The sequence below is a fragment of the Kitasatospora sp. NPDC034533 genome, assembly GCF_055575155.1.
Window position 1 is genome coordinate 38,419 of sequence record NZ_JBVITE010000002.1, and the last position, 20,446, is coordinate 58,864.

Annotated in this window: 16 protein-coding genes; 9 read left to right on the forward strand and 7 right to left on the reverse strand. The window is 74.4% G+C overall.

Going from position 1 to position 20,446, the window contains the following annotated elements:
* Window positions 1-6: 6 nt before the first annotated feature.
* The gene (locus ACZ55U_RS01850) at window positions 7-468 is read left to right on the forward strand and encodes an Lrp/AsnC family transcriptional regulator (protein ID WP_380700646.1); all 462 of its coding nucleotides are present in this window, start codon (window positions 7-9) and stop codon (window positions 466-468) included.
* A gap of 48 nt (window positions 469-516) precedes the next feature.
* Here ACZ55U_RS01850 and ACZ55U_RS01855 read toward each other — a convergent pair whose 3' ends face one another.
* Window positions 517-1,101 carry a TetR/AcrR family transcriptional regulator gene (locus ACZ55U_RS01855; protein WP_465521356.1) on the reverse strand — a complete coding sequence of 195 codons (585 nt, stop codon included), beginning with the start codon at window positions 1,099-1,101 and terminating at the stop codon, window positions 517-519.
* A 128-nt stretch (window positions 1,102-1,229) separates the two neighbouring features.
* Here ACZ55U_RS01855 and ACZ55U_RS01860 point away from each other — a divergent pair, with 128 nt between their 5' ends.
* From ACZ55U_RS01860 to ACZ55U_RS01870, 3 genes are all read left to right on the forward strand, one after another.
* Window positions 1,230-2,498: a hypothetical protein gene (locus ACZ55U_RS01860; protein WP_465521358.1), complete on the forward strand. Its 1,269-nt coding sequence runs from the start codon at window positions 1,230-1,232 to the stop codon at window positions 2,496-2,498.
* A gap of 174 nt (window positions 2,499-2,672) precedes the next feature.
* Window positions 2,673-4,373, forward strand: a complete 1,701-nt coding sequence (gene paaN, locus ACZ55U_RS01865; protein ID WP_465521360.1) for a phenylacetic acid degradation protein PaaN — start codon at window positions 2,673-2,675, stop codon at window positions 4,371-4,373.
* Between the two features lie 190 nt (window positions 4,374-4,563).
* Entirely contained in the window at window positions 4,564-6,054 is a 1,491-nt protein-coding gene (locus ACZ55U_RS01870) for an FAD-dependent oxidoreductase (RefSeq protein ID WP_465521362.1), read from the forward strand.
* 205 nt (window positions 6,055-6,259) lie between these two features.
* Here ACZ55U_RS01870 and ACZ55U_RS01875 read toward each other — a convergent pair whose 3' ends face one another.
* Window positions 6,260-6,826, reverse strand: a complete 567-nt coding sequence (locus ACZ55U_RS01875; protein ID WP_465521364.1) for a CGNR zinc finger domain-containing protein — start codon at window positions 6,824-6,826, stop codon at window positions 6,260-6,262.
* A 256-nt stretch (window positions 6,827-7,082) separates the two neighbouring features.
* On the opposite strand from ACZ55U_RS01875, the gene ACZ55U_RS01880 reads away from it, so the two are divergent.
* The 5 genes from ACZ55U_RS01880 to ACZ55U_RS01900 all read left to right on the forward strand — a co-directional run bounded on the left by ACZ55U_RS01880 (window position 7,083) and on the right by ACZ55U_RS01900 (window position 14,021).
* Complete coding sequence (locus tag ACZ55U_RS01880; RefSeq protein ID WP_465521366.1) at window positions 7,083-9,269, forward strand: S53 family peptidase; 2,187 nt, start codon at window positions 7,083-7,085, stop codon at window positions 9,267-9,269.
* A 309-nt stretch (window positions 9,270-9,578) separates the two neighbouring features.
* Entirely contained in the window at window positions 9,579-10,583 is a 1,005-nt protein-coding gene (locus tag ACZ55U_RS01885; protein WP_465521368.1) for a hypothetical protein, read from the forward strand.
* 190 nt (window positions 10,584-10,773) lie between these two features.
* Entirely contained in the window at window positions 10,774-11,244 is a 471-nt protein-coding gene (locus ACZ55U_RS01890; RefSeq protein WP_465521370.1) for a VOC family protein, read from the forward strand.
* 24 nt (window positions 11,245-11,268) lie between these two features.
* Entirely contained in the window at window positions 11,269-12,183 is a 915-nt protein-coding gene (locus ACZ55U_RS01895; RefSeq protein ID WP_465521372.1) for a pyridoxamine 5'-phosphate oxidase family protein, read from the forward strand.
* Window positions 12,184-12,419: 236 nt separating this feature from the next.
* Window positions 12,420-14,021 carry a peptidoglycan-binding protein gene (locus ACZ55U_RS01900; protein WP_465521752.1) on the forward strand — a complete coding sequence of 534 codons (1,602 nt, stop codon included), beginning with the start codon at window positions 12,420-12,422 and terminating at the stop codon, window positions 14,019-14,021.
* 141 nt (window positions 14,022-14,162) lie between these two features.
* Here the strand turns inward: ACZ55U_RS01900 and ACZ55U_RS01905 are convergent, their stop codons facing one another.
* The 5 genes from ACZ55U_RS01905 to ACZ55U_RS01925 all read right to left on the reverse strand — a co-directional run bounded on the left by ACZ55U_RS01905 (window position 14,163) and on the right by ACZ55U_RS01925 (window position 20,356).
* Window positions 14,163-14,912, reverse strand: a complete 750-nt coding sequence (locus ACZ55U_RS01905; RefSeq protein WP_465521374.1) for a TrmH family RNA methyltransferase — start codon at window positions 14,910-14,912, stop codon at window positions 14,163-14,165.
* Between the two features lie 41 nt (window positions 14,913-14,953).
* Entirely contained in the window at window positions 14,954-17,059 is a 2,106-nt protein-coding gene (locus tag ACZ55U_RS01910) for an FUSC family protein (protein WP_465521376.1), read from the reverse strand.
* A 9-nt stretch (window positions 17,060-17,068) separates the two neighbouring features.
* Window positions 17,069-18,352 (reverse strand): HTTM domain-containing protein, encoded by a 1,284-nt coding sequence (locus ACZ55U_RS01915; RefSeq protein WP_465521378.1) that lies wholly within the window; start codon window positions 18,350-18,352, stop codon window positions 17,069-17,071.
* Window positions 18,349-19,011, reverse strand: a complete 663-nt coding sequence (locus tag ACZ55U_RS01920; RefSeq protein WP_465521380.1) for a DUF5819 family protein — start codon at window positions 19,009-19,011, stop codon at window positions 18,349-18,351. The genes ACZ55U_RS01915 and ACZ55U_RS01920 overlap by 4 nt, the downstream gene beginning before the upstream one ends.
* A 139-nt stretch (window positions 19,012-19,150) precedes the next feature.
* The gene (locus ACZ55U_RS01925) at window positions 19,151-20,356 is read right to left on the reverse strand and encodes a rhodanese-like domain-containing protein (protein WP_465521382.1); all 1,206 of its coding nucleotides are present in this window, start codon (window positions 20,354-20,356) and stop codon (window positions 19,151-19,153) included.
* Window positions 20,357-20,446: the final 90 nt, after the last annotated feature.

The window sequence follows — 20,446 nt, forward strand, 5'->3', positions numbered from 1 at the left end:
GGGGTCATGTCGGCTGAACAGACGTCCAGACTCGACCGGGTCGACCGGTCCATCCTGCGACTGCTGCAACAGGACGGCCGCGCCTCCATCCGCTCGGTGGCCGAGCGGGTGCACGTGTCCCGGGCGAACGCGTACGCCCGGATCTCCAGGATGGTCGAGGACGGCGTCATCCGCGGCTTCACCGCCAGGGTGGACCACGAGCGCGCGGGCCAGGTCGCGTCCGCGTACATCACCCTGAAGATCGTCCAGAACTCCTGGCGGACGGTGCGCGAGCAGCTGCTGGAGCTGCCCGGGGTGGCGCACATCGCGCTGGTGGGCGGGGACTTCGACGTCCTGCTGCTGGTGCACACCGCCGACAACCAGGCCCTGCGGGAGCTGGTGCTGGGCAGCATCCAGTCCATCCCGCAGGTGCTCGGCACCCGCACCATGCTGGTCTTCGAGGAGACGGACCAGGTGCCGCCGCTCTGACGGGGCGGACACCGCCGGGCAGGAGGACCGGCCCCGGGGCCGGACGGCTCAGCGCGCCCGCAGCCCGTCGAAGGCCAGGTGGACCACCGCGTCCGCGACCCCGTCGGCGGCCTTGGCCCCCGGCCGGTACCACTCCACGATCGAGTTGATCATCCCGAACAGCAGCCGGGTGGCCAGCCGCGGCTCCACGTCCGCCCGGAGCGCGCCGTCCGCCACCGCCGCCCGCAGCAGCTCGGCGACCTGGTGGTCGAAGTCCCGCCGGCGCTCCAGCGCCCACTGCTCGGTGGCCGTGTTGCCGCGCACCCGCAGCAGCAGCGTCACGTACGGGAGCTCCTCCAGCAGCACCTCCGCGGTGCGCCGCACCACGTGCTCCAGCCGCTCCACCGCCGGGCCCTCGACCGCGTCCGGCTCGGCCAGGATCGCGAACAGCCCGTCCAGCGCCCGCCCGACCGCCAGCCGCAGCAGTTCCTCCTTGCCGCGCACGTGGTGGTAGATCGAGGACTTGGAGATCCCGGCCGCCCTCGACAGGTCCTCCATCGAGGTGCCGTCGTAGCCGCGCTCGTTGAACACGTCGACGGTCACCGCGAGCAGTGACTCCACGGTGTAGGCGGTGCGCGTGGTGTGATCGGCCATCCTCCGAGTATCCCCGGCCGCCCCGGGCGGTACGCGATCGGGTCCGACTGGTCCACACCAACCGGAAGGGGCAGGGCCTAGAATCTGCGGACGATCCGTCCACGTCCAGCAGGTGGGGTCCACGGCTGATGAACTCAATACCGGCAGTCGCCTCCGACGTGCCCGAGCAGCGCAACGAGGAGCCGGAGGACGTCCCGCGCACCTGGCAGGACCGTGGCCGCGCCCTGGTGGCCCGGTTCGGACCGGCCGTGTGGTGCTACGCGATGCTGAAGCTGGTCGGCTTCACCGTCTTCATGAAGCTCCTCTCCTTCTCCGGCGCGTACACCTCGAAGCCGGCCCGGTTCGGCGGCGGCGCCAACCCCTGGGACGTGGTGGCCACCTGGGACGGCTGGTGGTACCAGCAGGTGGCCCAGTTCGGTTACCACCCGGCACTGGTCCCGATCCCGAACGGACCGGTCGGCTTCACCGTCGAGCAGAACTCAGCCGCCTTCTTCCCGCTCTACCCGGGCCTGATGCGGATGGTCTCGGACGTCACCGGCCTCGGCCTGTACGGCGCCGGGATGCTGGTCTCGGTGGTGGCCTCGCTGTTCGCCGCGGCCGGCATCTACGCCGTGGTGGAGAAGATGACCGGCGACGTGCGCTCGGGCGTGATCGCGGCCGGGCTCTGGGCGATCGCCCCGGGCTCGGGCGCCGAGTGGGCGGTCTACTCGGACTCCCTCTTCGTCGCGCTGGCCGCCTGGGCCTGTTACTGGGTGATGACCAAGCAGTGGATCGCGGCCGGGGTGATCACCCTGGTCGCCGGGCTCAACCGGCCGACCTCCGCCGCCCTGATCGGCGCGGTGGGCCTGGCCGCGCTGGTCGAGCTGTACCGCCGGGAGAGCGGCGTCCTGCGCCCGCTGGCCGCGATGCTGATGGCCCCCGTCGGCCTGCTCGGCTACGTCGGCTGGGTGGGCTGGCGGACCGGCGAGTGGGGCGGCTACTTCCGCCTCCAGCACGACGCCTGGCTGCACTACTTCGACTGGGGCCAGGGCACCTGGCACGCGGTCCGCGGCGTGCTGCTGGGCCGCAACGACTACCCCTTCGCCTTCCCGGTGCCGGACCTGTTCGCCACCCTGATCGTGCTCAGCCTGCCGATGCTGATCGTGCTGCTGGTCCGGCTGCGCCCGCCGCTGGTGCTGACGGCCTACACCCTGGCCACCATCGTCTCGGTGCTCGGCAGCCTCGGCATCTTCGGCAACACCTCGCGCTACCTGCTGCCCGCGTTCCCGCTGCTCATCGCGCTGGCGGTGGGGCTGCGCAAGCTGAGCCTGCCGGCCCTGGCCGCCGTCCTGGGCACCGGGGCGATCGCCTCCGGCTGGTACGCCGGGTTCGTGATCTTCGAGCTGGGCGTGCCGTAGGCCGCGTGCCGCGGAGCCAGACCCGCCAGGCCCACGGGGGCGCGTCCGCCACGGACGCGCCCCCGTCCGTTTCCCCGCACTTCCCTCCTCCACACCCTCTTGAGCCGACCGATCGTTCGGTTACTCTGTGACTGATCCCGTCCTGCTTTTCGACGCCCTCCGAGGAGCGCACAGATGTCCGCAGCGGTCACCCACCCCGTCGTCAGCGAGCTGGTCGAGCGCCACCAGGCCACCCTGGACGCCGCGCTCGCCGCCGCCGCGAAGCGCGACTACTGGTCGCCCTACCCCGAGTTCCCGAAGGCCTACGGCGAGAGCGGCCCGGCGGACGGCAAGGCCGCCTTCGACGCCCTGCTCGGCAAGCCGTTCGTCCTCGACGGCCACCCCACCGACGGCGACCAGGTCGGCGGCGAGGCCTCCCCGTACGGCGTCGAGCTGGGCATCACCTACCCGCACGCCGGCCCGGACGCGCTGATCGCCGCGCTCACCGCCGCCCGCCCCGGCTGGGCCGCCGCGAGCCCGCTGGAGCGCGCCGCCGTCTGCCTGGAGATCCTCCACCGGATCAACGCCCGCTCCCACGAGTTCGCCCACGCCGTCATGCACACCACCGGCCAGGCCTACGGCATGGCCTTCCAGGCCGGCGGCCCGCACGCCCAGGACCGCGGCCTGGAGGCGGTCGCCTACGCCTACGCCGAGCAGACCCGGCTGCCGCGCCGGGCCGGCTGGACCAAGCCCCAGGGCAAGCGCGACCCGCTGGTGATGACCAAGGAGTTCACCGTCGTCCCGCGCGGCCTCGCGCTGCTCATCGGCTGCAACACCTTCCCCACCTGGAACGGCTACCCGGGCCTGTTCGCCTCGCTGGCCACCGGCAACCCGGTGCTGGTCAAGCCGCACCCCCGGGCCGTGCTGCCGCTCGCGCTGACCGTCCGGACCGCCCGCGAGGTGCTCGCCGAGGCCGGCTTCGACCCCGACCTGGTCTGCCTGGCCGCCGAGCACGAGGGCGGCACCGTCGCCGCGACGCTCGCCGTCCGCCCCGAGATCAAGCTGATCGACTACACCGGCTCCACCGCCTTCGGCGACTGGCTGGAGGAGCACGCCAAGCAGGCCCAGGTGTACACCGAGAAGGCCGGCGTCAACACGGTGGTGATCGACTCCACCGACGACTACAAGGGCATGCTGGGCAACCTGGCCTTCGCGCTCTCGCTCTACAGCGGCCAGATGTGCACCACCCCGCAGAACGTGCTGATCCCGCGCGGCGGCATCGCCACCGACCAGGGCGAGAAGTCGTACGACCAGGTCGTCACCGACCTGGCCGGGGCCATCGAGGGCCTGCTCTCCGACGACGCCCGCGCCGCCGCGATCCTCGGCGCCGTGGTCAACCCCGGGGTGCTCCAGCGCTCGGCCGCCGCGGCCGGCGGCGAGTACGGCGAACTCGCCCTCGCCCCGCGCGCGGTGACCTCGCCGGACTTCCCCGGCGCGACCGTCCGCACCCCCGCGCTGGTCAGGCTGGACGCCGACAAGCCGGACGACCGGGCCGTCTTCCGCAGCGAGTGCTTCGGCCCGGTCTCCTTCGCCGTCGCGGTCGAATCCACCGCCGCCGCCGTCGAGTTGCTGCGCACCACGGTTCGCGAGAAGGGCGCCATGACCGCCTCCGGCTACACCACCTCGCCCGAGGTGGAGGCGCAGCTGGTGGAGGCCGCGCTGGACTCCGGCGTCTCGCTCTCGCTCAACCTGACCGGCGGGGTCTACCCCAACCAGACCGCCGCCTTCTCCGACCTGCACGGCACCGGCGCCAACCCGGCCGCCAACTCGGCCTACTGCGACGGCGCGTTCGTCGCCAACCGGTTCCGCACGGTGGAGGTCCGCCGGCACGGCTGAGCGTTCGGTTCCGGCTCCGGGCCCCGGCGGTCACCCACCGCCGGGGCCCGGCCGTCCACAGCCGCACCGACCTGCGGTCCGCGGCTCCGGGCCCCGGCGGTTCACAGCTCCGACCGCGCCCGCGATGATGGAGGCTGGGAGGACGCCGGGAACGGCGTCCGACCGCCCTCCGAGCAACGGGAGCTGATACATGGCCGTGAAGCCGACGACCGAAACCGACGTCCTGATCGTCGGCGCCGGACCGACCGGACTGCTGCTGGCCGGCGACCTCGCCGCCGCCGGGGTCGGCGTCACCCTGCTGGAGAAGCGGGCCGCCGAGTCCAACCTGACCCGGGCGTTCGGCGTGCACGCCCGCACCCTGGAGCTGCTGGACGCCAGGGGCCTGGCCGACGAGCTGATCGCCACCGGCCGCACGCTCAGCGGCCTCAGGATGTCCGACCGCCTCGGCGTCGACCTCGGTTCGCTGCCCACCCGCTTCCCGTTCGTCCTGATGACCCCGCAGTACAACGTCGAACGGCTGCTGACGGAGCGCGCCGAGAAGGCCGGTGCGACGGTGCTGCGCGGCGCCGAGGTCACCGGGCTGCGCCAGGACGCCGAGGGCGTGACCCTGGAGACCCGGGACGGGCTGAACCACCGGGCCGCGTACGCGGTCGCCGCCGACGGCGTCCACTCCACCGTCCGCGACCTGCTCGGCATCCCCTTCCCCGGGGAGTCGGTGGTCGACTCGGTGGTGCTGGCCGACGTCCGGCTGGAGCGCGAGCCCGCCGAGACGATCACCGTCAACGCCAACCACGCCGGCTTCGCCTTCATCGCCCCGTTCGGCGACGGCTGGTTCCGGATCATCGCCTGGGACCGCGAGGAGCGGTACCCGGACGGCACCACCCCCACGCCCGAGCAGCTCACCGCGCTCGTCCGGGCCATCCTCGGCGAGGACTACGGCCTGCACGACGTGCGCTGGAGCTCGACCTTCCACAGCGACGAGCGCCAGGCCCCCAACTACCGCTCCGGCCGGGTCTTCCTGGCCGGCGACGCCGCCCACTGCCACTCCCCGGCCGGCGGCCTGGGCATGAACACCGGCCTCCAGGACGCCGCCAACCTCTCCTGGAAGCTCGCCGCCGTCCTCCGGGGCCGGGCCACCGACGCCCTGCTGGACACCTACCAGTCCGAGCGGCACCCGGTCGGCAGGACGGTGCTGCGCACCTCCGGCGCGCTGATCCGGCTGGCGCTCGCCGAGTCCGCCCCCACCCGCGCCCTGCGCGGGGCGCTCACCGCGCTGGGCAACCTCCTCGACCCGGTCACCGGGCGCGGGGCCAAAATCATCTCGGGCATCGGGATCTCCTACCCGGCCCCCAAGGACGCCCACCCGCAGGTCGGCAAGCGCGTCCCGGACCTTCGACTGACCGCCCTGAGCAAGCCCGTCGAGGGGGCCCCGGCCGCTCCCGAGCGGCTCTACGAGGCGCTGCGCGCCGGGAAGTTCGTCCTGGTCAGCAATGACGAGCTGGCCGCCGCCGACCCCTGGGCCGACCGCATGGTCTGCGCCGCCCCCGCCGACCCGCACGGCAAGCTGCGCGACACCGTGCTGCTGATCCGCCCGGACGGCTACGTCGCCTGGGCCGCCGTCGACCCGGGCCAGGGCGAACTGCGCACCGCCCTCACCGACTGGCTCGGCGCCCCGGCCTGACCACGCCGCCCCCGGTTCCCCGCGCCCCGAGGGCGGCGCGGGGAACCGGGGGCGGTGCGGGGAACGTCGAGCGGCCCCCGGGATCGATCCGTCACGCCGCCTTCGCCCGGTTCCCGCACACCGCCATCCGGCACCACTGCCGCCGCCCGAACCCACCGCCCCGGCACCCGGCACCCGGCCCCGCGCAGCGGCCCCGACCCACCCGTCAGCCCCGCGCCTTCACATAGTGCCGCGCCGCCTTCGCCCGGTTCCCGCACACCGCCATCCGGCACCACCGCCGCCGCCCGTTCTGCGAGGCGTCGAAGAAGTGCAGGATGCACGCCTCGTGGGCGCACTGCTTGACCCGGTGCGCCCCCTGCCCGAGCAGCGCGAGGAAGTCGTCCGCCGCCAGCCAGGGCGCCAGCCACTGCGGCCGGTCCGTCTCGATCCGGTCCTCGGCCCGGCCCGGTGCCGCCGTCCGCCGGATCCGCCCGTGCGCCAGCACCGCGTCCAGCCCCTCCCGGGCGGACTCCCCCAACTCGCCCCGCTCGCGGGCGTCCTGAGCGGCCAGCAGGATCGCCTCGCGGGTCTGCCGGATCGCCGCCAGCCCGGCCTCGTCCGCCGCGCAGCGCCCGCTCAGCCCGGCGGAGGAGAGCCAGATCCCGTAGCCGTCGACACCGGTGAGCAGGTCGTTGACGGGTGTTCCGGACCAGCGCGTGTTCAGCAGGTCGAGCGCGAGCGGCTCGCCGATCAGCGGGCGCGGGTCCCTCGGATCCGGCTGCACGTCAGTCATCGCCCTCCCTCGGCTCGCCCCGATTCTACGTCCGCCCCCGACGCCCCGAATTGGTCTGGACCGGTCTCCGATTTCCGGTCATTCACTGTATGGAACCGGCGAGTTCCCCACTCTCCACAGTTGACTGTTTTTTAGCAACGAATTGCCCGGCCATGAGCCAATTCGCACACGGGTTCTGTCATGTTCAAGCAAGCGTTCTCGACCCCGGAACGCCTGGCCCCTTGCCGGCCCCCACAGCCGGCTGGAGGAGGATCCGTTGCGCCCCCGCTCCCTTGCCCTCGCCGCGGCGATAGCCGTGCTGCCGCTGACCGCCGTCTCGCTCGGTGTCTCCACCGCGCAGGCCGCCACCCCGAACGCCGCCCCGCGCGTCGCCCTGCCGAACACCGTGAACCCTGCGGTGGCCCACTCGGAGAAGAAGGGTGACGTCCCGGCGGCCCAGCAGATCTCGGTGTCCGTCAGCCTGAAGCTGCGTGACACCGACGCCCTGGACCGCTTCCTCACCGCCGTCGAGACCCCGGGCGCCCCGGAGTACGGCCGCTACCTGACGCCGGAGCAGTTCACCGCCCGGTTCGGACCGACCCAGGCCGCCGTCGACCAGGTCAGGACCTACCTGGCCCAGCAGGGCCTGACCGTCACCTCGGTGAGCGCCAACCGCCAGGTGGTCAACGCCACCGGCACCGCCGCCCAGGTCTCCCAGGCCTTCGGCACCCACGAGAGCTCGTACCTCGACCCGCAGCTCCAGCGCGCGTTCTTCGCCAACGACGCCGCCGCCTCGATCCCGTCCGACCTGGCCACCGTGGTCCAGGGCGTCAGCGGCCTGGACAACCACGCGGTGCGCAAGAACCGCCTGGCCAAGCCGAGCACCTCCGCCCCGAACGCGGTCACCCCGGGCACGCCCGCCCCGAACGCCGCGCTCGCCGCCCCGAGCGGCATGTCCCCGGCCCAGTACACCGGCGCCTACAACCTCACCAAGACCGGCGCGGACGGCACCGGCACCACGGTCGCGCTGTGGGAGTTCGACGGCTACCAGTCCTCGAACCTGACCACCTACGACTCCCAGTACGGCCTGTCCGGCCCGGCCGTCTCCACCGTCTCGGTGGACGGCGCCAACTACGACTCCGCCCCCGGCCAGGGCCAGGGCGAGGTCGAGCTGGACAGCGAGATCGTCCGCGGCGCGGCGCCCAAGGCCACCCAGCTGGTCTACGAGGCGCCCAACAGCGACCAGGGCGAGATCGACATGGCCAACAAGATCGTGACCGACAACCGGGTCTCGGTCGTCTCCATCTCCTGGGGCTCCTGCGAGCCGGACACCACCGCCTCCTCGATGACGGCCGTCGACAACGCCTTCAAGCAGGCCGCAGCCCAGGGCATCTCGATCTTCTCCGCCTCCGGCGACGACGGCTCGCGCGACTGCACCCGCTCCACCAGCGGCTCGTCCGTCAAGGCGGTCGACTTCCCGGCCTCCAGCCCGCACCAGACCGGCGTCGGCGGGACCAACCTGAAGGTCTCCAGCGGCAACGCCTACTCCTCGGAGAGCGCCTGGAGCAGCGCCGGCGGCGGCGTCTCCACCGTGTTCGCCAAGCCGAGCTGGCAGACCGGCACCGGCGTCAGCGGCACCATGCGCACCGTCCCGGACGTCTCCTCCAACGCCGACCCGCAGAGCGGCTTCGCGATCTACACCGCCGGCGCCTGGCAGGTCTACGGCGGCACCAGCGCGGCCGCGCCGCTCTGGTCCGGCTACGCGGCCCAGTTCAACCAGAAGGCCAAGGCCGCCGGCCAGCCGGTCCTCGGCGAGGCGAACCCGCGGCTGTACTCGGTCGCGAACAGCAGCGGCTACGCCGGCGCCTTCCACGACGTGACCAGCGGCGCCAACCAGGACTTCTCCGCCAAGACCGGCTACGACCAGGTCACCGGCTGGGGCTCCCCGGTCGCCGACGCGCTGACCACCGCCCTGCTCGGCGGCGGCACCACCCCGCCGTCCGGCGGCTGCACCGCCGCCCAGCTGGTCTCCAACGGCGGCTTCGAGACCGGCACCGCCGCGCCGTGGACCACCTCCAGCGGCGTGGTCGACAACAGCTCCTCCGAGGCGGCCCACTCGGGCAGCTGGAAGGCCTGGCTGAACGGCTACGGCTCGGCCCACACCGACACCCTGTCGCAGACCGTCTCGATCCCGGCCGGCTGCGCCTCCGCGAAGCTGACCTTCTGGCTGCACATCGACACCGCCGAGACCGGCACCACCGCGTACGACAAGCTGACCGTCCAGGCCAACAGCACCACGCTGGCGACGTACTCCAACGCCAACGCGGCGGCCGGCTACGTCCAGCGCACCCTGGACCTGACCTCCTTCGCCGGTCAGACCGTGACCATCAAGTTCACCGGCACCGAGGACTCCTCGCTCCAGACCAGCTTCGTGATCGACGACGTCGCGCTGAACGTCAACTGACCACCTGCCGGTGACACCACCGGACCCCCGCCGGGGCGGCGCCGTCAGGGCCCGCCCCGGCGGTGTCGCGCCGCGGCCCGCCCGGGCCGTCCACCGGTCCGCCGGGCCCGGTCGAGCGGCCGGTGTTTCCGGACTGTTTCAAGATCGCTCACCGCCCGGTTCACCTGCCGTGACCACTGTCATACGCACGCCTGATGACGTAGCCTCTCGACCGTGCATAGGGTTCCCCAAAGCTCGGTGATGCCGCTGGCGGCGCGCCCCGGCGTCGGCCCGGTCCCACCGAACTCACCTGGTGGGGAGGGTCACCGCATGGCCGCAGAGCAACCTCAGGACGCGGCGCGGCTGCGGCTGGTCGGGTCGCACACGGAGCACCCGGGCCCGTCCGGACCGTCCCCCGCCCCGGCCTCGGGCCGCCTCACCCCGGTCGGCGGCTTCGCCGACACCCTGCACCTGGCCATCGAGGCCAGCGGCCTCAGCCTGGACCGGATCCGCGCCGCCCTCGCCGGGCGCGGCGTCAGGGTCAGCGTCACCACCCTCAGCTACTGGCGGCGCGGCCGCAGCCAGCCCGAGCGGGCCAGCTCGCTGCGCGCCGTCCACCTGCTGGAGGAGCTGCTCGGCCTGCCGCACAGCGCGCTCTCCTCACTGCTCGGCCCGCCGCGCCCGCGCGGCCGCTGGGCCGCCGCGGCCAGCACCAGCCACCTCGGGCTGGAGGACGTCTGGCCGGGCGAACAGGAGATCGCCTCGATCTTCACCGAGCTGGACGCCCCGCCGCCCGGCGAGCTGGAGCGCCTGAGCATCCACGACTCCTACTACGTGGACGCCGAGCGGCGCGCCACCCTGCTGCGGATGCGCCAGGTGGTGCGCGCCACCGTCGGCGGCGTCGGCCGCTGCCTGGTGGTGCACAAGGCCGACGAGGAGGCCACCGGCTGCCCCGAGGTCACCTCGGTGCGGCACGGCCGGCTGGGCCGGGTCCGCCGCCGCCCGGAGGCCGGGCTGACCGTCGCCGAGCTGATGCTGGACCGGCCGCTGGGCCTCGGCGACAGCACGGTCTTCGAGTACGAGGTGGAGATCCCGCCCGGCGGCCCGACCACGGAGTACAGCCGCCGCTTCGCCACCCCGGTGCGCGAGTACGTGCTCCAGGTGCACTTCGACCCGGCCGCCGTCCCGGCGCACTGCGAGCGCTACGACCGCGAGCCCGGCGCCGACGTCGACCACCGCCGCGAGCAGCTCTGGATCGGCGCCTCGGCGAGCGCCCACGTGCTGGCCCCCGACCAGCAGCCGGGCCACATCGGCATCCGCTGGGAGTGGGCTTAGGGCCCCTCCGCACCCGTCCCACCCGAGAGCCCCGTCGGACCACCGGCGGGGCTCTCGCGTTCCCACCCCGAAAACCTAACCACTTCGGCGTCCCATAGTGGTTGACGCCTCATCACCTAACTCCTACTCTCGTGAGTACCGGTTAGGCAGCGGCCTCGCCGGACACCCAGACCTCCGGGAGTGACCAGGCATGTCCAGCGCCATCCGGCTCCGCACCCTCCAGACCGGCCACGTGGGCCTGAACGTCACCGACCTGGACCGCTCGATCGACTTCTACCGGGCCGTGTTCGGCCTCCAGGTCACCGCCGAGGGCACCGACCCCGAACGCCGCTACGCCCTGCTCGGCCGCGACGGCCGCCTGGTGGTGACGCTCTGGCAGCAGAGCACCGGCACCTTCGCCACCGCCGCCCCGGGCCTGCACCACCTCTCCTTCGAGGTCGAGAGCCTCGACGAGGTGCGCGCCACCGAGGAGCTGCTGCGCGGGCTGGGCGCCGGCTTCGCCTACGACGGCGTCGTCCCGCACGGCGAGGGCTCGGCCTCCGGCGGCATCTTCTTCACCGACCCGGACGGCATCCGGCTGGAGATCTACACCCGCACCGGGGTGGACGGGACCGACGCCGTCGCGCCCACCACCGCCGCGCCGACCTGCGGCTTCTTCTAGACGGCCGCGTCCGGGGAGTCCACCGTGACCACCACCGCCGCCTCGCCGTACCACGCCGGCGAACGGATCGCCCAGGCCCGGGCCGGCCGGACCGAACGGGCCGACCACGCCGGCCGGGCGATCCGCCGCACCGTCCCGGCGGTCGCCGCCCGATTCCTGACCGAGCGCCGGATGCTGGTCGTCGGCGCCGCCGACCGCGACGGCCGGGTCTGGGCCACCCAGCTGTCCGGCCCGGCAGGCTTCCTGACGGCCCCGGACGAGCGGACCATGGCGATCGCCGCCCGCCCGGCCGAGGCCGACCCGCTGGCCGGGGCCCTGTCCGGCCCGGCCAGGGTCGGCACCATCGCGCTGGACCCGGCCGGCCGGCGCCGGATGCGGCTCAACGGCCGCTCCGTACCGGACGGCCGGGGCGGGCTGCTGGTGACCGCCGACGAGGTGGTCGCCAACTGCCCGAAGTACATCCAGCGCCGCACCCCGGTGGACCGCCCGGCCGCCGGGGAGCCCCGCGCGGTCGCCGCCGGGCCGGCGCTGACCACGGCGCAGCGCCTGGCGGTGGCGACCGCGGACACCTTCTTCATCGCCAGCACCGGTCCGGACGGCAGCGTGGACGCCTCCCACCGCGGCGGCTTCCCGGGATTCCTGGAGCCGGTGGCGCCGGACCGGCTGCGCTGGCCCGAGTACCCCGGGAACAGCATGTTCCTGACGCTCGGGAACCTGGAGCTGGATCCGCGGGCCGGCCTGCTGCTGCCCGACTGGGAGACCGGCGGTGCCCTGCTGGTCACCGGCGAGGCCCGGACCGACTGGTCCGCGCAGGCCCGGCAGGGCGTCCCGGGCGCCGAGCGGATGGTCGAACTGACCGTCACCGCCGTGGTCGAGCTGGCCGATGCCACACCGCTGACCTGGACCGATCCGGAGTACTCGGCCGCCATCCCGCGCTGACCGACCATCACCGCCCGCAGCGCGCCACACCTCTCCCTCCAGCCCCTTCCACCTGACTGTTCTTCACCCGTTCGGCCTAACTCACCGTGACGCATCCGGCCCGCTTTGGGACCTTGGTCCCGATACATGCGGAATCGGCCCGGGAAGGGCACTTCTGTCTCGTCGTCAGGCGGCGAGCGGAAAGAACCGCAGGAAAGAGGCGGAGCATGACCCTGACCGACCCCCTGTCCCCGCTCATGGAGTTCGACGAGGTCGAACCGGCGGAGGACTGCATATGCGGGGGCTGCAGTGCCCGCCGCCGCGCCCGGCTGCACGCCGCCCCCGTCCACGAGGGCGGCCACGCCGCCGCCCGCAGCGTCCGCCGCCGGGCCGCCGTCCTGATGGCGGCCGTCGGCACCGCGCTCGGCGGCGGCGCGGTCGCCGCCGGCACCGCCTCCGCCGCGCCCAGCCCCGCTCCGGGCAACTCCCAGGCGCAGACCCCCCAGGGCGAGGTCAGCGGCCTCTACGGCCAGAACCCGAACGCCCGGTCGTTCGCCGCCCCGCGCGCGACCGCCGCGCCGGTCACCCGGGCGCAGATCATCCAGCGCGCCCAGAGCTGGGTGAACCAGGGCGTGCCCTACAGCATGTCCCGCTACTGGTCGGACGGCTACCGCCAGGACTGCTCCGGCTTCGTCTCGATGGCCTGGGGGCTGAGCAGCAGCCAGACCACCTGGACCCTGCCGAACTTCGCCGAGCGGATCGGCAAGAACGACCTCCAGCCCGGCGACGTGCTGATCTACAACAACCCGGCGAACCCGCAGGCCGGCTCCCACGTGACGATCTTCGGCGGCTGGACGGACTCCTCCCGCACCCAGTACATCGCCTACGAGCAGACCAACCCCTCCACCAAGAAGCGCACCACCCCGTACGCGTACTGGAACAACTCCGGCTCCTACGTCCCGTACCGCTACACCGGCCTGTCCGAGGGCACGAGCACCGGCGGCGGCAGCTCCTCGACGGCCTTCCCGGGTGCGGACAAGTTCGGCCCGGGCGCCAACAACGCCTACGTGACCCAGCTGGGCCAGATGCTGGCCCAGCGCGGCGGTTCCCGGTTCTACTCCGAGGGCCCCGGGCCGCGCTGGGGCGAGGCCGACCGCAAGGCCACCCAGGCCTTCCAGCTCGCCCAGGGCTGGACCGGCAGCGAAGCCGACGGCATCCCCGGCAAGGCCACCTGGGACTACCTGGTCAACGGCAAGGGCCGCAACATCGACAGTGGCAGCACCGGCACCCCCCTGCCGCCCCCGCCGCCCACCGACACCGGAGCCTTCCCGGGTGCGGACAAGTTCGGCCCGGGCGCCAACAACGCCTACGTCACCAAGCTGGGCCAGATGCTGACGCAGCGCGGCGGTTCCCGGTTCTACTCCGAGGGCCCCGGGCCGCGCTGGGGCGAGGCCGACCGCAAGGCCACCCAGGCCTTCCAGCAGGCGCAGGGCTGGACCGGCAGCGAAGCCGACGGCATCCCCGGCAAGGCCACCTGGGACTACCTGGTCAACGGCAAGGGCCGCAACATCGACGGTGGCAGCACCGGCACCCCCCTGCCGCCCCCGCCGCCCACCGGCGGCACCGCCTACCCCGGCGCGCAGTACTTCGGCCCCGGCCAGAGCAACGACTACGTCCGCCGGCTCGGCGAGCAGCTGGTCCGCAAGGGCTTCGGCGGCTACTACAGCGTCGGCCCCGGCCCGAGCTGGGGCGAGGCCGACCGCCGGGCCGTCCAGGCCTTCCAGCAGGCGCAGGGCTGGCGCGGCAGCGAGGCCGACGGCTACCCGGGCCCGGACACCTGGCGCCGGCTCTTCTCCTGACGCCACCGCCAGGACCCGAGGCGCGGTGCCCGCTCCGGGCGCCGCGCCTCGGCGCTTCCCCGGTTCGACGCTTCCCGGGTTCGGCGTCTCCCGGTTCGACGCTTCCCGGCTCGGCGCGTCCCGGCTCGGCGCGTCCCGGACTCAGCGCTTCCCGGACATCCAGTGGAACAGCCCCATCGCGACACTGGTCGCCAGGTTGAAACTGGACACCCCCGGCCGCATCGGCACCGCCACCAACCGGTCGGCGCGCGCCTTGAGCTCCGCCGAGACGCCGTGCCGCTCGGTGCCGAAGGCGAGCAGCGCGTCGTCCGGGAATGGCAGGTCCCGGATGTCGGCCCCCTCCGGATCCAGCACGTACAGCGGGCCGTCCGGCAGCTCCGGCAGGGCCAGCCGCTCGACCGCGGTGGCGAAGTGCAGGCCCGCGCTGCCGCGCAGCACGTTCGGGTGCCACGGGTCCAGGTCCCCCGTGGTCACCACCCCGGTGGCACCGAACCCGGCCGCCAGCCGGATCACCGCCCCGACGTTGCCGAGGTTGCGCGGGTTCTCCAGCACCACCACCGGCGCCGTACGCGGCCGGGCCGCCAGCGCCGCCGCGGTGGCCCCGGCGGACGGCCGCACCGCCAGCGCGGCCACCCCGGTCGGGTGCGGCCGCGGCACCAGCCGCCGCAGCGCGGCGTCCGGCACCTCCTCCGCCAGCCGGTCCAGCGCCGGCGCCACGTCCGGCGCCAGCTCGCCCGCCAGCGCCAGCAGCGCCCCCCGGTCGGCGGTCAGCACCCGCCGCACCTCGCCCCCGAACCGCAGCGCGTGCTTCAGCGCGTGGAACCCGTCCAGCAGCACCACCCCCGGCTCCCGCTCGGCCACCCGCCACGCCCGCACGACCTCGTCATCCATGCCGCCCACTCTGTCACCCGGCCGGGTCCGAGCGGACGGGCCTACGAGGACGACCCGCGCAGCGCCCGCTCCAGGTCCCGCAACGCCTGCCCCACCAGGCGCGTCCCCGCCCGCACCACGTCCCGCTGCACCCCGGCCGGCGCCCCCGCCAGCTCCTCCTCCAGCCGCGCCTGCGCGGCCCGCACCGCCTCGAACTCCACCGGCTGCCCGGTCAGCAGCGCCGCCGCCGCGAGCGCCGTCGCCAGCCGCAGCTCCTCCGCGTACTCGCCCGTCCCCGGCACCGGCTCCGCGTCCGCCGCCGGCAGGTGGGCCTCCAGCAGCACCGCCGCCCGCCCGAGAGCGCCCACCGCCGAGCGGGCGCGGTCGATCTGGCGCCGGCTCACCCCGGCCAGCCCGGACTCGTGCCGTCCCGGTTCGGCGTCGGCCCGCTGCATCGCCTGGATCAGCTCGGCGCGCGCCTCCCGCGAGTCCAGCAGCGCGCTGCGCACCGCCCGCCCGCGCGGCGCCGCCGGCTTCTCGTAGCAGGCGATCACCGCGCCCGCGTACCGCCCGGCCGCCGCCAGCCACTCGGCGAGCCGCTCCCCGAGCCGGGCGGTCTGCCAGGTCGGGAACAGCGCGTACGTGACGAGTGCGATCGACCCGCCGAACAGCGTCAGCCCGACCCGGTCGACGGCCGTCACCAGCGGGTTGCCCTCCTGCAACCCGAGCAGGAACACCACGTACGTGGAGATGCCGACCGTGGTCAGCGCGTACCCGGTCCGGAACGCGAGGTACGACCCCCCGATGCAGAGCACCGCCAGCGCGGCCAGCACCCACTCCCCGGGGTGGGCCAGCTGCACCACCAGCGTCGAGACGGCGACCCCGACCACCGTCCCGGCCAGCCGGGCGACGCCCCGGCTGTAGGTCTGCGCGAAGTCCGGCCGCATCACCATCGCGGCGGTCATCGGCGCCCAGTACCCGTGGTGGAACCCGGCCAGCCGGGCCAGCAGGTAGGCGACGGTGACCACCCCGGAGAGCCGGACGGCGTGCTGGAAGATCGCCGAGCGCGGCTGCAACTGCCGCCGCACGGCCCGGGCCGCCTCCGGCAGCATCCGGGCGATGGTCGGCTTGCGCAGCGCCCCGCCGGCCCCGACCACGGGCGTGCTGATGGTGTCCTCGTCGTTGCGGTCCAGGGTGTCCGCGGCCTTGCGCAGCAGCCCGCCGAGCCGCCGGGCGGAGCGCCGGGCCGCGCCCTGGAGCCGCGGACCGTCGTCCGAGCCGACCAGGGTGAGCGAGGGCGCGGAGCGGGGCAGCCGGACCGGGTCGCCGGTGCGGATCGCCCGGGCGAGGGCGTCCATGACCTCGGCGGCGGCGGCCAGCACCTCGCGGGCGCGGTCCCGTTCCGGTCCCTCCTCGGGGGCGCCCACCTTGGGGTCGGCGAGCGCGGCGATGGTCGGCCGGATGCGCTCGGCGATGCCGCGCAGACCGCGCAGCTCGGGCGGCCGATGGCGGTCCTGCCAGGGGGTGAGGGCGGCCGCGTTGCGGGCCGTGATGAACGGCTCCGGGTCCACGTGCGCGGTCGGGTCCTGCCGCAACCTCCTTGCGTAGTCGGCGAGTTCGGCGTAGGTGTCGGCGAGTGCCTCGCGCTGGGCGGTCCAGCTCCCGATCGGCCAGACGGTGATGACGACGGCTTGGACCACCCCGCCGAGGGAGGCCACCAGGCCATGGCCGAGCGCGGTGCCCACGCTGACCGGGAGCTGGACGACGATCAGCATCACCGAGACGGTGTTGGTGGCGACCACCCCGGCGGTCGGACCGATCGCCCAGGCCAGCCCGGCGGCGAAGGCCCAGACCGCGAGCAGCACCGGGAACAGCCCGGGCACCCCGGCGGCCACGTAGCCGAGGAAGGTGCTGGCGCCGAGTCCGGCCCCGGCCGCGACGGCGAGCGAGGCCCGCGGCCGGAAGCTGCGCTGGAAGGTGGCCGCCCCGGCGATGAACGCGCCCATCGCGGCCGAGGTGCCGAGCGCGACCCCGCCGATCGCGAGGGTCGGGAAGAGCACCAGCGCCACCGCGACCGCCCCGCGAACCGCCCGCTTGGGGTCGGTGAGCGCCCGGTCCAGGGTGAGCCCGGTCCGCGCGGTGTCACGAAGTGCGGCGAACCAGGACATAGCGACATCCTAGGGTGCGGGTGCCCGTCGGATCCGGCTCATCCGGCGCAGCCGCGCCGCCGCCCACAGCAGCACCCCGGTCGGCAGGAACACCGCGTCCGCCGCGATCATCGCGAGCGAGAACACCGGCAGCCCGAGCACCACCGCGATCCCCACGTGCTCCAGCACCATGACGGCCAGCAGCCCGTTCTTGACCCGCCGGTTGAGCAGCGTGAACGGGAACGCCACCTGGAGGAACACGGTGCCGTACGAGATCAGGAAGACGGGCAGCAGCGCCGAGCCGACCAGCGCGGACAGCCCCGGCCAGGGGGTGAAGTAGTCCAGGTGCAGCGGGTAGTACAGCGCGGTGCCGTCCTGCCAGCGCGAGCCCTGCACCTTGTACCAGCCGGCCGTGGCGTAGATCAGCACCACCTCGACGGCGATCACCAGCATCGCGCAGTTGTGCACCATGTTCGCCAGCGCGTCGAGCACCGCCCGCGGCTCGCCGTCCGGCCGCAGCCGGCCGAGCGTCCACCACAGAGCGGACACCGCCCAGAGCCCCCAGAACAGCGGCGACCACCCGAGGTACGGGAAGGCCCGGTCGGTCCAGGTCAGGCTCTCCCCGGCGAAGCCGCCGAACTGACAGACCGCCAGGACGGCCCCCAGCACCGCCCAGAGCACCACCCCCGTCCGCCCGTCGCGGACTCGGCCGGCGTCCAGCGACCAGACCTCGGCGCAGCGGGTGAAGACCAGGTAGACCGCCATCAGGTGGACGACGTTGTCGCCGCCGTCGCCGAGGAGGACGTCCCGGTTCTGCAGGGACAGCACGGTGACCAGGAACAGCACCGTGCTCGCCCTGGTCCGCCAGCCCAGCAGCACGGCCAGGGCCGCCAGCACCGCCAGGTGGTAGACCAGCTCGAACCAGAGCCGCCCGCCGAACCAGGGCAGCACGGTGAACGCCCCGGTGTCGGCCAGCAGCCGGTCGGCGAGCTCCGCCGACCAGGGGGAGCGGTCGCCGTACAGCACCCTCCGGTGCGGCCACTCGCGCAGCAGGTAGGCCAGCCAGACCAGCCCGAAGCCGATCCGCACCGCCGCGGCCTGGTGCCGGCCGAGCACCCGCCCGGTGAAGGCGCCCATCGCCCGGCCGAGCGCCGCCCCCGGTCCGGCGGCCGTCGCCCCGGCCACGCCCGTCTCGGCCGCCCGCGCCTCGGTCGCCCGCGGCTCGGCCGCCGCCGACCGGCCCACTCCGGCCCGCGGCGGCGCCGTGCCGTCCGGCTGAACCGTTCCGTCCGCCAGCACCGTCGCCCCGTTCATCCGAGCAGCCCCCGGTAGTCCTCGTCCGCCACCGGCCACCACGGCAGCTCCCGCACCCGCGGCGGCGCCGGCGCGGCCTCCCCGCTCCAGGACGGCGGTGCGACGGTCGCCGCGGTCGACCGGAACTGGATCTCCCGGACCGGCTCGCCGTCCGCCTCCCGGCCGATCCGCTGGAGGGCGATCCGCTTGAGGTACTGCTCGGCCAGGCCGGCGCGCTGGGAGGTCGGCGACTCGTCCCGAGGGTCGTGCGAGCCTTCGTAGAAGTCCCAGGCCCGGCGCAGCAGGTTCTGCCGGACGTGGCTGGGCGCCGGGTTCCCCCGTATCGCGGCGATGTCCCGCGCGGTCAGCCCGATCCAGTCGTGGGTGCGGGTCGTCCCGTCGGCCGCGACGGTGCGGACCCGGGCGTCCACGGTCACGTTCTGCTGGAGCGGGTCGGGCGCGAACAGCTTCCAGTTCTGCTCGAACTCCGGGTACACCACGCCGTCGACCTCGTCCCGGTACTGCCGGGACACCGAGTTGGCGGGGGCGACGTGCAGGAACACCGCCGCGAGGAACAGCCCGGTGCCGCCGGCCAGCACGGCCGCGGCGAACCCGAGGACCAGCTGCGCGGGCTTCGACCAGGCCCTCCCCGCCGACGGCCGGTCAGTCCTCTGCGCCATGGCCTCCCCGCCCGGTCGGCGGGCGCCGCCGGCCCGGTGCCGACGCGCTCGCGCGCGCCCATCCTGCCCTACGGGGGAACGGGCGCCGCGCCGCCGTCAGCCGTCCTCGGCCGGTCCTCGGCCGGTCCTCGGCCGGTCCTCAGAGGACGAAGGCCTCCTGGCCGGTGCTGCTCACCATCGGACGGCCCGCGCCCTGCCAGGCGTACATCCCGCCGTCCACGTTCACCGCGTCCCGGCCCTGCTGCACCAGGTACTGGACGACCTGCGCGGAGCGGCCGCCGACCCGGCAGAGCACGTACAGCCTCTCGTCCGGCAGCTCGCCGAGGCGGGCGATCACCTCGCCGATCGGGATGTGCAGCGCGCCGTCCACGTGGCCGGCGTCCCACTCGTCCTGCTCGCGCACGTCCAGCAGGACGGCGTCGGCGGGCACGGCGGCGGCTTCGGCGGAGGGGATCTGCGGGAACATCGTGGGGCTCTCCTGGGGTGTCGTCGGGTGCGTGCCATTGTCGCCCACCGGCGCGGACCCGTGGCCGTCCACCGGGGCCGGTCCGCCGTCGAGCAGCCGCCGCAGCTCGGCCTGCCGCTCGGCGGCCTTGGCCAGCAGCTCCTCGGCGAGCTGCTCCAGCAGCCGGTCCGGGTCCTGCGGGGCGAGGGCGAGCAGCTGGCCCATCGGGGTCTGCTCCAGCCGGACCCGCTCGGCCGCGGTCTCGCCGATCTTGGCCGTCAGCCACTCCAGCCGGCGGCGCAGCCAGTCCGAGCGGTCGGGGGAGTCGACGGCCGGCGCGGCCTCCGGCGCGGTTGACCACTCGGCGGCCAGGCCCTCCAGCGCGACCGCGTCCCCGTGCGCGTAGGCCTCGTTGACCCGGGCCAGGAAGGCGGCCCGGCGCTGCTGCTCGCCCGGGTCGGTGGTCAGGTCGGGGTGGGCGCGGCGGACCAGCTCGCGGTAGATCCGCTGGGCCTCCTTGCCGGGCCGCACCCGCTGCGGGGCGGCGGGCGGCGGGGCGGCCTCCCCGTCCTGGCCGGACCGCTCCCGCACCGAGTCGAACAGGGCGTCCAGGTCGGGGAGCTCCTCGACCTGCTGCCGTGCCTCGGCGGCCCGGCGCAGGTCCTCCGGCCGGCCGGTGCGGGCCGCGACGGCCTCGGCGACCAGCGCGTCCAGCTCGTCCAGCCTGGCGTAGAGCGGGCCGAGCAGTTGGTGGTGGATCAACGCGAAGTTGTCGATCTCGACCCGCAGCGTCTGCACGTCCACGTCCAGGCTGAGCCAGGCGAGCTCGGCGGCGGCGACCCGCTCCTCCAGCTCCTGCCGCTCAGGGTCCGTCCAGTGGGCGGGGCTCTGCGCGCTCACGTCTCGCCTCTGTCTCGTCCGGCCGACTGCGTCCTGCGGGCCCACCCGTACGGGCGGTCCGGCCTGCCACCCTACCGCCGTGTTCGCGCA